Origin of the sequence: Acidovorax sp. NO-1 (assembly GCF_000238595.1) — a bacterium.
Lineage (GTDB): Bacteria > Pseudomonadota > Gammaproteobacteria > Burkholderiales > Burkholderiaceae_C > Acidovorax.
In genome coordinates, this window is record NZ_AGTS01000160.1 from 1 (window position 1) to 13213 (window position 13213).

The 13213-nt window shown below is 60.9% G+C and carries 12 protein-coding genes; 7 read left to right on the forward strand and 5 right to left on the reverse strand.

The genetic code is table 11. The features are described 5' to 3' along the window. Nucleotides 1–26: 26 nt before the first annotated feature. From KYG_RS24620 to KYG_RS22920, 5 genes are read left to right on the forward strand one after another with little or no spacing between them, the layout of a single operon-like run. On the forward strand, nucleotides 27–2477 hold the full coding sequence (locus tag KYG_RS24620) for a hypothetical protein (RefSeq protein ID WP_008907321.1): 2451 nt from the start codon (nucleotides 27–29) through the stop codon (nucleotides 2475–2477). Nucleotides 2478–2484: 7 nt separating this feature from the next. Then, nucleotides 2485–2832 carry an EamA family transporter gene (locus KYG_RS22905; RefSeq protein WP_008907322.1) on the forward strand — a complete coding sequence of 116 codons (348 nt, stop codon included), beginning with the start codon at nucleotides 2485–2487 and terminating at the stop codon, nucleotides 2830–2832. 13 nt (nucleotides 2833–2845) lie between these two features. Continuing rightward, nucleotides 2846–3820, forward strand: a complete 975-nt coding sequence (locus KYG_RS22910; protein ID WP_008907323.1) for a glycosyltransferase family 2 protein — start codon at nucleotides 2846–2848, stop codon at nucleotides 3818–3820. Further along, nucleotides 3817–5664, forward strand: a complete 1848-nt coding sequence (locus KYG_RS22915) for a beta-galactosidase (protein WP_034696000.1) — start codon at nucleotides 3817–3819, stop codon at nucleotides 5662–5664. Before KYG_RS22910 ends, KYG_RS22915 begins: the two co-directional genes overlap by 4 nt. Before the next feature lie 32 nt (nucleotides 5665–5696). Then, nucleotides 5697–6491 (forward strand): HAD-IIB family hydrolase, encoded by a 795-nt coding sequence (locus KYG_RS22920; RefSeq protein WP_034696014.1) that lies wholly within the window; start codon nucleotides 5697–5699, stop codon nucleotides 6489–6491. 78 nt (nucleotides 6492–6569) lie between these two features. Here KYG_RS22920 and KYG_RS22925 read toward each other — a convergent pair whose 3' ends face one another. Together KYG_RS22925 and KYG_RS22930 are read right to left on the reverse strand one after the other, a co-directional pair. Continuing rightward, nucleotides 6570–8063, reverse strand: a complete 1494-nt coding sequence (locus KYG_RS22925) for an NYN domain-containing protein (protein ID WP_008907326.1) — start codon at nucleotides 8061–8063, stop codon at nucleotides 6570–6572. A 72-nt stretch (nucleotides 8064–8135) separates the two neighbouring features. Beyond that, nucleotides 8136–9098, reverse strand: a complete 963-nt coding sequence (locus tag KYG_RS22930; protein WP_008907327.1) for a tripartite tricarboxylate transporter substrate binding protein — start codon at nucleotides 9096–9098, stop codon at nucleotides 8136–8138. Nucleotides 9099–9313: 215 nt separating this feature from the next. Between KYG_RS22930 and KYG_RS22935 the strand changes: the two genes are divergently transcribed. Next, a complete protein-coding gene (locus KYG_RS22935; RefSeq protein ID WP_008907328.1) occupies nucleotides 9314–10582 on the forward strand; it encodes a GGDEF domain-containing protein in 1269 nt (422 codons plus the stop codon). Here the strand turns inward: KYG_RS22935 and KYG_RS22940 are convergent. Then, a complete protein-coding gene (locus tag KYG_RS22940) occupies nucleotides 10570–11001 on the reverse strand; it encodes an Lrp/AsnC family transcriptional regulator (protein ID WP_008907329.1) in 432 nt (143 codons plus the stop codon). The two genes, KYG_RS22935 and KYG_RS22940, sit on opposite strands and share 13 nt — an antisense overlap. A gap of 121 nt (nucleotides 11002–11122) precedes the next feature. Here KYG_RS22940 and ctlX point away from each other — a divergent pair, with 121 nt between their 5' ends. Further along, entirely contained in the window at nucleotides 11123–12136 is a 1014-nt protein-coding gene (gene ctlX / locus KYG_RS22945) for a citrulline utilization hydrolase CtlX (RefSeq protein ID WP_008907330.1), read from the forward strand. Nucleotide 12137: 1 nt separating this feature from the next. On the opposite strand, the gene KYG_RS22950 is transcribed toward ctlX, so the two are convergent. Further along, nucleotides 12138–12446 carry a hypothetical protein gene (locus KYG_RS22950; RefSeq protein ID WP_085942659.1) on the reverse strand — a complete coding sequence of 103 codons (309 nt, stop codon included), beginning with the start codon at nucleotides 12444–12446 and terminating at the stop codon, nucleotides 12138–12140. A 246-nt stretch (nucleotides 12447–12692) separates the two neighbouring features. After that, on the reverse strand, nucleotides 12693–13202 hold the full coding sequence (locus KYG_RS22955; RefSeq protein ID WP_008907332.1) for a hypothetical protein: 510 nt from the start codon (nucleotides 13200–13202) through the stop codon (nucleotides 12693–12695). Nucleotides 13203–13213 lie beyond the last annotated feature (11 nt).

A 13213-nucleotide genomic window follows, 5' to 3' on the forward strand; every position in this document is an offset into this window, starting at 1 on the left:
TAGCCCTGTATTGACATCAAAATAAAATGCTGCGCAAATTACTGGCCACGCTTTTTGTCATTGCACTTCACGCGAGCGCCTGGGGCGGCGAAAACACGATCACCAAAGGAGTAATCGATGGAAGCGCATACGACGCAAAATCAAAAACGCTAAAAATCTTCGGACACACCACCATAGAGAAGCTCGCGGACGATGAGCCTGCATTTGAGGTACATGTCCGTGGCAACTATGGAAAAATAAAAGATCTATCCATAGAAAAAAATCATTTCGCGGCCTCGTTTGCTTTCGACAGCGCTCTCCCGGGCGGGCTGAGTGAAATGCATGTTACTGCAACGCTAGCCAACAAAGATAAAATCGATTTCTTTGCAGCAAATGGAAAACTTGGACTTGTCCACGTTTCCAAGATATATGCGAGACATTGGTGGCTGTTGGTGGTCACACTGCTCGCCATTGGATTTATTTATACAAAACACTTCGAAAAAATAACCAATGGCATCGCAGACTGGATACAAACCAGACAAAGGCCTCTTTCAATTGGAGTATTTTTCATCTTCCTGAGCCTCGTCGCCATTGGGACCACAGGTAGTTCTTTCCGTATCGTACTTGATGGACCAGTAGCAAAAGCTGTCTCCAGCACAACAGGAAGTGATTCGAAGATATTCAAGCTCCAATACTCTCGCGGGGATGAATGGGGGATATTAACGCCCAATGTGATTGCACAGGTCAACCATACTCCCAAATTCCCCATCATTAACACTAACCTTGGGATCGATGGGCAAAACATGGGGGTTCTGGGTATGACGGGCGTCCCCATAGCGCAATGGTCTGCTTTGGCACGTCCCGCAACTTGGGGCTATTTTTTCCTCCCGCTCCGCCAAGCCCAGTCCTGGCATTGGCAACTGCCATTTTGGGGTTGCCTGCTCGTTTTGTGGTGGCTCCTCAACCTGATAAAGCCTTCATCAGCCGGCCGAAACCTTGCTCTGGCATCTCTCTTCGTCGTGGCGCCCTATGCAGCGGCTTGGTCGAATTGGCCTTTATATTTCACCTTATTTCCAGCGCTGGCATTTGCATGCACTATCAAGTTGCTACGTACACAGAAGTTCAGCCATGCATTGGCGTGGGGAGCGGCAGTGGGATATGCCCTTGCAGCATGGGTACTGACTCTGTACCCACCTTGGATGGTATCCATTGGGACCCTGCTTGCACTCCTCTTCACTGGCTGGGTTATTGATCAGCGAAAAACCCTGACATTCCATCGACCCCAGGTTGCGGGCTCATTCGCCCTCTTTCTTGTGCTGATGATGTTGGTGGGAAGCTGGTGGTCGGATACCAAAGATGCCATCCATCTGATGCAGAACACGGTCTATCCCGGACAGCGCACCACCCTCACTGGCGGGGACCAGAGCTTTCTCTGGGCGTTTCGTGGATATACGAATGCAGAGTCCATCACGTTCAGCCGGGACGATGCGTGGACAAACCAGCCTGAGATAAGCTCATACATCTGGCTTCCATTCGCCATGGCGTGGCTTTGTATTTACGGCGTATTGCAGCAAAGAAGAGAGAGATGGATCCTCCTGGGTTGCGCGCTGTTCATTGCCTATTATTTCATTTTTGCCTTCGTTGGCATTCCAGAATTTATCGCGAATGCGAGTCAATGGGGCAGGGTACCAGTCAATCGGGCGGATGTTTCCCTAGGATTGGCCTTCATCATACTGCTGAGTCTCATGAATACTGCATTGCCCCGCACGACGACGGACGGGTCGAATGTCGTTCTGAGGAAATCCTTGATCGCCATCACCGTCGCATTAAGTGCTTGGCTGGCGTATTTTGTGCTGACCAGAATGCCGCTGATCACATTCCCCAAGAGCAGCGCGGTGTATATCGCTGCACTTTTGACCATTGTGATTTTCAGCGTTTGGTGGTTGACCCAGAAAAATTTCAAAGGCCCTATCTTACTCTTCCTCATCTTCTTTCTTACGGCATCGTTGGGATTCAACCCGATAACCAAGGCCCCCAAAGATGTGAAACTACACCCCGAAGTGAAAGCACTGGCATCAGATGACACGGGCACGCTTCAAAGAACGCTGTTCGTCAGCGGAGAAGGAATGGGGCCACACTTTCTGCCTGCCGTTGGCCTGCCGGTGGTAAACGGGGTGCTCGCATATCCTCATACCAGCCTTTGGAAACAGCTGGCATTGGCGGAGAAAGACTGGCCGACAGTCAACAGGTATCAGCATCTGGCTTTCAAGACAGGCCCTGTCGCCAATGGCGGCACTTATTCTGTGGCATCTCCCTGGATGGAGTGGGTTGTAGTGACTCTCGACCCTAAAACCTTCGACTTCCGCCGCACCAGTGCAAAACGGGTGGCCGCTTTCGCGGACGAAGCGTTGCGGCTCCGCGATAGTCCGATGCTGAAAGAAATCGGAAGCTACGGAGGTTTGACGTGGTTCGTTGTTACCGACCCTGAGAAAATATAGGTTTTTCATGACTATTACCCTGGCTTTTTTCACCTTCGCCTGTGTGCTGGGCATCTCCTTTGGGCAACTACTTTTCAAAAAAGCCGCAGAAACTCTACCCGCAGCGCTGTCCGTCACTGCTTTCCTGCACAACGGATGGCTCATTGCCGCCTTCGCGCTGTACGGGGTCACCACGATTGCATGGGTCTGGGTACTTCGTCACGCTCCGCTGCATCTGGCCTATCCGTTCATGGGCTTGGCATTTTTGATCGTCCCGACTTTGGCGTGGGTGTTTTTGGGTGAGCCCCTGCACTGGCGCACGCTGGCAGGCGGTGCACTCATCATGGCCGGTGTGACGCTGGCCGCCACGAGTTAAGGAACTTCGACTTATGCGAATTGCCGTTGCCATCCCTTGCTACAAAGTTACTCAGCATGTGCTTGGCGTAATTGCCGCCATCGGTCCAGAAGTCGAGACGGTGTACGCCGTCGATGACGCCTGCCCCGATGGCAGCGGCCGATTCATCGAGGAACACAATCACGATCCGCGGGTGCGTGTGCTTTACAACCCGCAAAACCGGGGCGTGGGTGGCGCCATCATCACGGCCTACAAGGCGGCCATTGCGGACGGCCTGGACATCGTGGTGAAGATCGATGGTGATGGACAAATGAACCCCGCGCTGCTGCCACAGTTCGTGCGCCCGCTGCTGAGCGGCGTGGCCGACTACACCAAAGGCAACCGATTCTTCCGGCCCGAGTCGGTACAGGGCATGCCGCCGGTGCGGTTATTTGGCAACGCTGTGCTGTCGTTTCTCACCAAGCTAAGCTGCGGCTACTGGAACATCATGGATCCAACCAATGGCTACACCGCCGCCCGCACCTGCGTGCTGTCTGAGCTGCCACTGGACAAGCTGGAGCAGCGCTATTTCTTCGAAACCGATATGTTGTTTCGTCTGAACACGGTGCGTGCAGTGGTGAAAGATATTCCCATGGACTCGGTCTATGCAGACGAAGAATCCAACCTGAAGATTGGCAAGGTGTTACCCGAATTTCTGCGTAAGCATGGTTCTCGTCTATGGCGACGTTACGTGTACAACTATCTGGTACGAGACTTCAATGTCGGCTCTCTCTATAGCCTGAGTGGGCTGGTGCTTCTCTCCGTTGGGATCATGTTCGGCGCCTGGCATTGGTTCGTGAGCAGTACCACCCACCAACCTGCAACCAGCGGCACAGTCATGTTGGCTGCCCTACCCATCTTCATTGGCATCCAGTGTTTGATCGCATTTCTGCATTTCGACGTGAGCAACCTGCCAACTGAGCCCTTGAGCCTTTCGCTCAACAACCATGCGAGAGACATAAAGAAATGACCTGCTGGCCGGGTCGGCAGTTCGCCACCCTGACCATTCTCATCGCTGCCGCGTCATCCGCAAAAACTCCGCCACACGCGGTGACTCAGCGCACGCCGATGATCGTTGCGCCGACCGTGCAGGAGCTGTATCTGTGCGACGAAGCCATTGCAGACACTCGTTTTTCGGAACTCAAGGCGGCTTTGGCCCACTGCAACAAGCGCAAACTCACCGGAGCCCCAGCAATTTCCAGACTGCTCGATGTACTGGAACCTGGCGGTCCTAAGGGCAACGTCCAGGTCGGCTACACGGCCACGCTGCCGCTGCTGTCCCTCTATCGCAACACAACCAGAGGCTGGACTATCGACAAGAACCAGGTCGACCGCTTTCTGAGTTTGATTGCGGAGATTCAACGCCCCGTAGTAGTCTACTTTTTGGCTGACCACTTCGATTCCGAGAGCCCACTGGCAGAGGCACTAGCAAAGGACAAGCGCAACCTCATGCAGTTACGGGACGGCATGCCGCTAAAGCTGGACTATTTCGGCTATCGCATCGTTCCTTACACGATGTCTACCGACCCGGCCATCCCTGTCAACAAATACCGGTTCGAGGCGCTGGACTACCTTGCAAAACGTATCAATGCACTCCCCAAACCCGTACAGAACCGCATCGTGGCGTACACGCTGGCGGGCGAGTTGCACCACATGTTTCCCAACTTTGAAAGTGGCATGGGTGCGTACCAGGACATCCAGGTGACGGACTACAGCGCCGACTCGGTGGCGGGGTTCCGCCGATGGCTGGAAGCCAAGTACAAAACCATCCAGCAACTCAACACCCGCCACGGTTTCGCCTATACGTCGTTCGATCAGGTACCTGCGCCGTCCAAGGACATCCGTAAGGAACAGCTCGTTTCGTTCGCCGAGCACTACGACGCATACGCCGACGGCACCCTGCCCATCGCAGGCTGGCTGTGGGACCCGCGGCAAACCATCGAGCGGCTCGAGTTGTATGTGGACGGCAAACCGGCCGGCGCTATTGCACACGACTTGAACCGGCTAGACGTCTACCGCGCGGAGGAGTCCATCACCACACCCAATACAGGGTATCGGGTTGATTTTGACTACAGCGCGATGGCGCCGGGCCGCCACCTCGCGCAAGTGGTTGCTCACGCCCGCTCGGGCACGCGCCACAAGCTGGGCGAAGTCGAGTTTGCCGTTGTGCCGCGCGATCAAGGCCGCGTGAATGTCGTGCGCTTCTCCGCGCTGAAAGCACTTGACGACATCAAGCGCCTGCCTGGCGTGCGCACTTGGCTCGACATGCCACGCAGCCTGCAGGATGTGTATTACAACCCTCTTGCCCGGGACTGGAACCAGTACCGCGAGTCACAGGTTTACGGTTTCCTCAACGCATTTTACGAACGTGCCATCCAAAGCGGCTTGCCCGCAGACAAGCTGTATTCCCACCAGATCGTTCCCCGCGTCAACTCGTCGTGGAACCCGCAGCTTTTTGCTGCTGACCAGACCCTGCAAGGCATTGCGCCCTGGAAGCACGGTCTGAACATGTACGGGGGCGCCACTGACAGCGCCTGGATGCGCAGCTTTATCGCCCGCAACAAGATCAGCGACTACGGCGCGCCGGAGTTCAACCCCCAGCAGTGGAAGCGCGACGGTGTGCACTTGGCCGCGATGCAATCGCACTACGCTGCTGGAGCACGGTTTATCAGCCCTTACTACTTCTCCGTGATTCCCGATCGCTTCAAAGGCAACGCCGAGCACGGCGTGAACCGGATGGAACTTGGCCCCAACAACCCCAAGGATGGATCCGACCGCTTCTACCGCGCCATCATCGAATTTGCCAAGCAATGACTACAGCCTCTGACACCGCCTTTCAGCTATCCATGCAACCCCTCAGCGATCGGCACTCACACGCATGGCCTTGCCCAAGTGGCGTCCTCACTGACATCGACGACACCCTGACTACAGACGGCGCCATCACCGCCGATGCGCTAACGGCCTTGGCAGAGCTGCAGTCCGCCGGGCTGCATATCGTACCCATCACTGGCCGCCCGGTGGGGTGGAGTGAACCCTTCGCGTTGGCCTGGCCAGTGAATGCCATCGTGGCGGAGAACGGGGCCGTGGCTTTGATTCGGCAGTCCGATGGAACCCTTCTCAAGCGGTATCAGCAGGATGGGGCCACCCGCGCGTCCAACTTCGCTCGCATGCAGGAAGTTCTTGCACATATCGAGCGTGAAGTGCCTGGCGCACGGCGCGCTACCGACTCTCCCGGGCGCGAGACAGACATCGCGATTGACCACAGCGAATTCACCCATCTGCCGCAGGAGTCGATCGACCATGCAGTGCGCATCATGCGAGCGGCGGGGATGAACGCCACGGTGAGCAGCATTCACATCAACGGCTGGTACGGCGCACACAACAAGCTGGAAGGTGCGCGGTGGATTGTGCGGGAGCTGTTCAAACGAGACCTGGACACCGAGATCGAGCGATGGGTTTACGTGGGGGATTCCACCAATGACCAGCTCATGTTTGAACACTTCCCACACAGCGTGGGCGTTGCCAACATCGCGCGCTTTGTGCCGCATCTTACGCACCTGCCGCGCTATGTGACGGCGGGTGAGCGCGGCGCGGGGTTTGCGGAACTGGCACGGTTGATTTTGAGCAGAAACAGCCGCTAGCGCTTGCTGACAAAGCGCCATCAGCTATTATTCAGATAGCAATCATCGCTGATGGCCGTGCGGGTTGCCCGGCAACGCTTACCCGGCGGATTTGGCAGCCGGTTTGCGAGGCCGGCTGCGCGGGCGTGCGGGTGCGGATGCCGGGGTGGAGGCTCCGGCATCGACCTCAGCGGCTGAGGCCTCCGACGGAGTGATGGGCAGCTCTACGCCAGCATTTGCAGCATCTCCCGCGTCCACCGCGGCAAGCGTGCTGCTCGCACGGGGCGCGGCTGTCTTGCGCACTGCGGGCTTACGTGGCCTGGATCCTGCCTCGGAGTCACCTCCACTGCGGGCGCGGCTGCGGCGGGGGGCTGCGGGCTCGATGCCTTCGATGTCGCCGAGCGCCCCGCGTTCCGGCGTGTCCGTGTTGTCCTGGCGGGGCATGGCATCGATCCCACCCTCGGGCGACGCGACCTGGGGCTCTGCGGGCTGGCTGAAATAGCGGCTGGCCGGGCGCTCGGCAGGCGCATCGGCCTGCCCGGGGTCGGGCTGTTCGCTGCGCAATGCCGGGCGAAGTTCGGTGCGGTCCGCCTCTTCGCTGCGGCGGCCTCTTTGACGCCCGGAGGTGCCGGGTGCGTCCGCGTTGTCCGAGCGTGCGTCGGGCGCTATCGCGACCGCATGGAAATCATGGCGCGAGGCACCGCCATGGCTGCCGCGTTCTGCGGCTCCATCAGGCAGTGCGAGTGCCGCAGCCCCGCCGGGCGCACCCAGGCTGCGGTACACATACGCACCCGATTTTTCATCGCGCCCAAACTCCAGCAGCCCGCGCGCCTGCGCTTCTTCGAGCAGGTTGCCAAACGTGCGGAAGCCATAGCGGCCTTCGCTGAAATCGGGCTTGCGGCGCTTGATGGCCTCCTTGAGCACCGACGCCCAGATCTTGCCCGTATCGCCGCGCTCCAGCAGCAGGGCCTCGAAGGTCTCGACGGCCAGTTCCACGCCCTGGGTGCGGCGTGCGTCCTGGCTTTCCTTGCGATTGCGTTCCTCTTCGGGGCTGCGGCGGGGGGCGGCTGACGGAGTGCTGCCCGGGCTCTGGCGCCGGGCCTGCGCGCGCTGGTTCTCCCGCACCAGGTCGTCATAAAAGATGAACTCGTCGCAGTTCGCGATCAAGAGGTCAGAAGTGGACTGCTTCACGCCCACACCGATCACCTGCTTGTTGTTCTCGCGTAACTTGGACACCAGCGGCGAAAAGTCCGAGTCCCCGCTGATGATGACGAAGGTGTTGACGTGCGACTTGGTGTAGCAGAGGTCCAGCGCGTCCACCACCAGGCGGATGTCGGCCGAATTTTTGCCCGACTGGCGCACATGGGGGATTTCGATCAGCTCGAAATTCGCCTCGTGCATGGTGGCCTTGAAGCCCTTGTAGCGCTCCCAGTCGCAATAGGCCTTTTTGACCACGATGGAGCCCTTGAGCAGCAGGCGCTCCAGGATGGGCTTGATGTCGAATTTTTCGTACTGCGCATCGCGCACGCCCAGGGCGACGTTTTCAAAGTCGCAGAACAGGGCCATGCTGATGCTGTCGGAGGAGGATGCCATATCGTGTGCGAGTTCCGTTCAATGCTGCGGATCATCACACGGAACGGGCATGCCCCCTGCCGGATCCCCGCCTTACACCGGTTTGGCCAACCCCAGCTTTTCCACCAGCGCCTTCTCACGCGCAAAGGTGTCTTCGGCAAATTTCTTGTACTCGCTGGTGCTCATGTACATCGGCACCATGTCGTACCGCGCCAATGCGGTCCGATAGCTCTCCTGCTCCATGGCCTGCTTGAACGCGTCGTGCAGGCGCTTGACCACCGCATCGGGTGTGCCCTTGGGCGCACCGATGCCAAACGGCGAGTTCTGCACCAGGTTGAGACCCAGTTCCTTGAGCGTGGGCGCGTCGGGGAACTTGGCCAGGCGCTCGGCGCCCCAGGTGTTGAGCACGCGCAGCTTGCCGGCCTCGACCTGCGGCGCAAAGCCGGTGGAGTCGGCCGCCGCCATGATCTGCCCGCCCAGGATGGACTGCATCAGGTCGGCGCTGCCCTTGTAGGGCACGTGCAGCAGCTCCAGGCCCAGTTGCTGGGCGATGAGTTCCATCGTCAGGTGCGGGCTGGTCATGGTGCCGGTGGAGCCGTAGCTGAGCTTGCCGGGGTTGGCCTTGGCCCAGGCCACGAAGTGCGTCCAGGTCTTGAGCGGCGAGTCGGCAGGCACCACCAGACCAAAGGCATAGCCGGTGACGTTGAGTACGTAGCTAATGTCCTTGACCGGGTCCCAGTTGATCTTGGTGGTGTAAGGCAGGCGGAACACGCCCAGCGGAATCTGCGCCACCGTGTAGCCATCGGCCGGAGAAGTCTGCAGCGCCTGCGCGGGCAAGGTGCCGCCCGCGCCGGGCTTGTTTTCGACAATGACGGGCTGCCCGAGGATCTTGCTGGCGTTGTCAGCCAACGCGCGCATGGTGATGTCCGTAGGGCCGCCGGCCGGGAAGGCGATGATCAGCTTGATGGGTTTGCTGGGAAAGCTCTGGGCCTGCGCCAGGAATGCGGGGGCGGCGAGGCTGGCGGCTCCCCATTGAATGATGCGGCGACGTTGCATGGCGGGCTCCTTGTCATAAAAAACGCAATTTGACTGCGCCTGTGCCGCTGCAGCATCAATACAAGCCCTTACCTGCTGTCGCGCAGGTGGCAGTGAAAGAGCAGCACAAGCCCCGCTGCACCGCAGCGCAGCGCACCTCTGGAAAACCCGCAGCACCGTAGCCGCCCTCGCTCGGGTGCTGTACCCTGCCCTGGCCGCACAGCCCTTTTCAACCCATGGAGAACGCCCCGATTCCTCCCATATCGCTCTGGCGCGCGGAGTTCACGGACCCTGCCACGGAGCGCGCGTACCGGGCTGACATCCAGCACCGCATGGCCCGGCAGTTGCGCCTGGCGCTGTACGTGTGGGCCGCATTGCTGCTGTTGTTTGGCCTGCCGGACTACCAGGCCTTGGGCGGCAGCACCGTGTTCTGGACCTTGATGGGCTACCGGATGGGCACTGCGGCGCTGCTGCTGGTCGCTGCGACGGCCCTGCGGTCACGGCCGCACCTGGCGCCCGAAGGCCGCCTGGTGTTGTGGCTTCAGCTGGCGGGTTTCCCATTTTTCTTCCTGTTTCTGCTTTTGCGACCGGAGATGCGCGCATGGACGATCGGCATGGTCATGATCGTCAACCTGAGCCTCTTCATCTTCATTCCCGGGCGCGTGGCCCTTTGCGCGTGGGTGGCGCTGGTGGGTACCGCCGGCACCGTGGCCACGCTGGTCACCACGGGCACCGCGCCCACACTGGCCCCGGGGCTTGCCTTGCTGTTGACCCTGCCCGCCGTGGTGGGCTTTATCTCGGCCAACCGCCTCCAGCGCGTGCAGCGGCAGGAGTTCATTGTGCGCACCCGCCTGCAACAGGCCAACGCAGACCTGACGGCCGAAATCGCCCGCCGCACCGAATTGCAGGCCGAGCTGCAGCGCCAGGCCACCACCGACCCTTTGACAGGCCTGCTCAACCGGCGGGAGTTTGCGCAGCGCTTTGCGCTGGATCTGGCCCGTGCCGAGCGGGACCGCAGCCCGCTCTCTGTGGTGCTGCTCGATCTGGACCACTTCAAGAAGATCAACGACCAGTTCGGCCATGCCGCTGGCGACGAGGTTCTGCGCCAGGTGGCCCGGCTGTGCCAGCAGTGCTTTCGCAGCATCGACAGCATCGGGCGCCTGGGTGGGGAGGAGTTCGCGGTGCTGCTGCCCGGCGCCAGCCTTGACGGCGCGGCCGCCGTGGCGCAGCGGCTGGGGCAGCAGCTTGCGGCAACCCCGGTGGAATTCGGCGCGCACACCATCCCGCTGAGTGCCACCATGGGCGTTGCCGAACGCCTGCCCCACGAAAAAACGCTGGATGCCGTTTTGCAGCGCGCTGACCTGGGCCTGTACGCCGGAAAGCAGGCGGGCCGCGGCCGGGTGATGGTGTCCCGGCCTGACGGGCAGATCGTGCAACATGCGGACGCAATCGCGCCACCGGTATCGTCGCCCGCCCCCGGCGCGAGCGGGGCTCAGACCTTGTAGGTTGACAGCAGGATACTGGTCTCGGTATTGGCAATGCCGGGCGTGAGCCGGATGCGGCCAAGCGCGGCATCAAAGGCCTCCAGGCTCTCGGCGCGCACCTCGGCCACGATGTCCCAGCGGCCATTGGTGGTATGCAGCGTGCCCACGGTGGGCTCGCCGCGCAGGGTGCGGATGACGGCCGGGGCGGCATTGCCCTCGACCGCAATGCTCATCCAAGCACGGATGCGCTGGGGCTCCGAGTCAGGTCGCAGGCGCACGGTGTAGCCGGTGATGACGCCACTTTCCTCCATCTTGTGCAGCCGGTTCTGCACCGTGCCGCGCGAGACGCGCAGCTTTTGCGCCAGAGTGGCCACCGGCGTGCGGGCGTCTGCACGCAGGATGCTGATGATTTCGCGGTCAGTGTCGTCAAGTTTGGTCATAGCGTTCAGAGTATCTGTCTATTCGCCAATTTTCCATTCAATTTGTACATATTGAGAACTATGGGGTAACTGTGACTGTGCAGAGAATTCTCCGCACCCTCCACCCACACCAATCCTCGCCATGTTCACCCCTTCCGTCCAAGCCCCCAGCGCCGTGGTGATGGTGCGCCCCCACCGGTTCCACCCCAACCCCCAGACCGCCGCCGACAACGCCTTTCAGGCGCGCACGGCGCAGCATGCTCCCGACGAGACTGCGCTTCGCGCCTATGCCGAGGTCACGGCCGCCGCCGCCTGCCTGCAGGATGCCGGCGTGCGCGTGCACTTGTTTGAAGACACCGGCGAGCGCAACACCCCCGATGCGGTGTTTCCCAACAACTGGTTCTCCACCCACCCGGGGGGCCATGTGGCGATCTATCCGATGTACGCCGAAAACCGGCGGCGAGAGCGGCGCAGCGACGTGATCGAGATGCTCAAAGCCGAGTACCGCGTGCAGGACGTGATCGACTACTCCGGGCTGGAGGCCGACGGCATGTTTCTGGAAGGCACGGGCGCCATGGTGCTCGACCACCTGGGCCGCATCGCCTACACCGCGCAATCGAACCGCGCCGACCCGGTGGCCCTGGAGCGCTTTTGCACGCATTTCAACTATGAACCCATGGCGTTTGCCACGGCCGATGCACAAGGCCACCCTTGCTACCACACCAACGTGATGCTGTGCGTGGGCACCGCGTTCGCCCTGGGTGGCTTCCACATGATCACGGACCCGAAACGGCGCAGCGCCGTGCGGGAACGCCTGCTGGAAACGGGCCGTGAGGTGATCGAGCTGAGCACCTGGCAGATCGGCGAGTACGCGGGCAACGCGCTCGAACTCACAGGCACCCAGGGCCGGGTGCTGGCACTGTCGGCCCGCGCAGCCGCCAGCCTCACCGCCGAGCAGCGCGCCGCCATTGAACGCAGCGCGCGCCTGTTGCCGCTGTCGGTCCCCACCATCGAGCAGGCCGGCGGATCCGTGCGCTGCATGCTGGCGGGGGTACACCTGGCGCGGCGGGGCGCCCCGGAACCAAAAATACAAGCAAAAATGGCTTCCAGAGCTTTATCAGCAAGCGTCAACAGCTATATTTTTAATAGCAAATGATTCACAGGCCACCGTCGGGATCCTGCCCCTGCAGTGGATGAATCTCCAGCGGAGCATCGCAGCCCACCCCCGAGGCAATCCACCGGCGGGCCAGCGCAGCAAGCACGGGCTGGGCCCAAGGATGGGTGAGCCCGGTCACACCGCCCGGGTCTGCCACCATGCCACACCAGTACCGCTGGTCCGCTTCGCTCCAGCGCAGGGCTGCGCAGGCGCCCGTGCGGCGGCGCGATACCAGCATCCCCAGCGGGCAGGGCTCGGCCAGGCAGCACACGCCACACCCATTGCATGGCGCGCCCAGGGCAGGCTGCATGGGAGCCTCGGGGTGCCGCCACACCACGACTTGGTGATCAGGGGGTTTTACGGGCATAGAAGTAGAGGCACCCCGCAACGGGGGCACAGGGTCGCATTGTGGCTCCGTGCCACGCGTCCTGTACTGGGCCCGCAGCCAGCGACCGAAAAAAACCCCGCGGCGAACCAGCGGGGTCAAACCGGTCGAAGGACCGGGAGGGAGACAATGCAATCGGTGCGGCGAGCGCGTGTCTGTAAAGGCGGCCGGTCAGCAGCCCGAAGGGCGATTCGGCCGCATGGGCACCACGCCCGAAACGCGCAAGGTATTGGCAGAGCCATCGGTGGCGGTGAGGGTCGTGCGGTTGAAACGCACCTGGTCGCTTTCACGCACCACGGCGGTGTCCGTGGGTTGATCGCTGCCGTATTCCTTGCCGTCAAACGTCAGAAACACCTTGTAGAGCTCTCCTGCATCCGGGCGGTAACGAATGTCGCCAAACGCAGTGGCGGGCGAGCCCACCTTGTTGGCCCCGTCGAAGTTGAATGCACACACCTCGGGTGCCGAGCCGATGGGGTTGTTCTTCTCCACATCGGTCAGGTTGATCGCGCCGTTGCCGTACACGCCATTGAGGTCCGACAAACTGGCGCTGGTCACGGTCAGCACACCGGGCTCGTTGCTGGGCGTGGGGTCGTCATCATTGCCGCCGCCGCCACAGGCGACCAGCAACACCGAAGAAGCCGCAATGGCAGACCAGGTCTTGAGAAGATGGAAAGCGTTCATGGTGAGGGGAT

Excerpts from the sequence above, each read along its gene's own strand:
- KYG_RS24620 (WP_008907321.1), top strand. The coding sequence starts at position 27 with ATGCTGCGCAAATTACTGGCCACGCTTTTTGTCATTGCACTTCACGCG.
- KYG_RS22905 (WP_008907322.1), top strand. The coding sequence starts at position 2,485 with ATGACTATTACCCTGGCTTTTTTCACCTTCGCCTGTGTGCTGGGCATC.
- KYG_RS22910 (WP_008907323.1), top strand. The coding sequence starts at position 2,846 with ATGCGAATTGCCGTTGCCATCCCTTGCTACAAAGTTACTCAGCATGTG.
- KYG_RS22915 (WP_034696000.1), top strand. The coding sequence starts at position 3,817 with ATGACCTGCTGGCCGGGTCGGCAGTTCGCCACCCTGACCATTCTCATC.
- KYG_RS22920 (WP_034696014.1), top strand. The coding sequence starts at position 5,697 with ATGCAACCCCTCAGCGATCGGCACTCACACGCATGGCCTTGCCCAAGT.
- KYG_RS22925 (WP_008907326.1), bottom strand. The coding sequence starts at position 8,063 with ATGGCATCCTCCTCCGACAGCATCAGCATGGCCCTGTTCTGCGACTTT.
- KYG_RS22930 (WP_008907327.1), bottom strand. The coding sequence starts at position 9,098 with ATGCAACGTCGCCGCATCATTCAATGGGGAGCCGCCAGCCTCGCCGCC.
- KYG_RS22935 (WP_008907328.1), top strand. The coding sequence starts at position 9,314 with ATGGAGAACGCCCCGATTCCTCCCATATCGCTCTGGCGCGCGGAGTTC.
- KYG_RS22940 (WP_008907329.1), bottom strand. The coding sequence starts at position 11,001 with ATGACCAAACTTGACGACACTGACCGCGAAATCATCAGCATCCTGCGT.
- ctlX (WP_008907330.1), top strand. The coding sequence starts at position 11,123 with ATGTTCACCCCTTCCGTCCAAGCCCCCAGCGCCGTGGTGATGGTGCGC.
- KYG_RS22950 (WP_085942659.1), bottom strand. The coding sequence starts at position 12,446 with ATGCAGCCTGCCCTGGGCGCGCCATGCAATGGGTGTGGCGTGTGCTGC.
- KYG_RS22955 (WP_008907332.1), bottom strand. The coding sequence starts at position 13,202 with ATGAACGCTTTCCATCTTCTCAAGACCTGGTCTGCCATTGCGGCTTCT.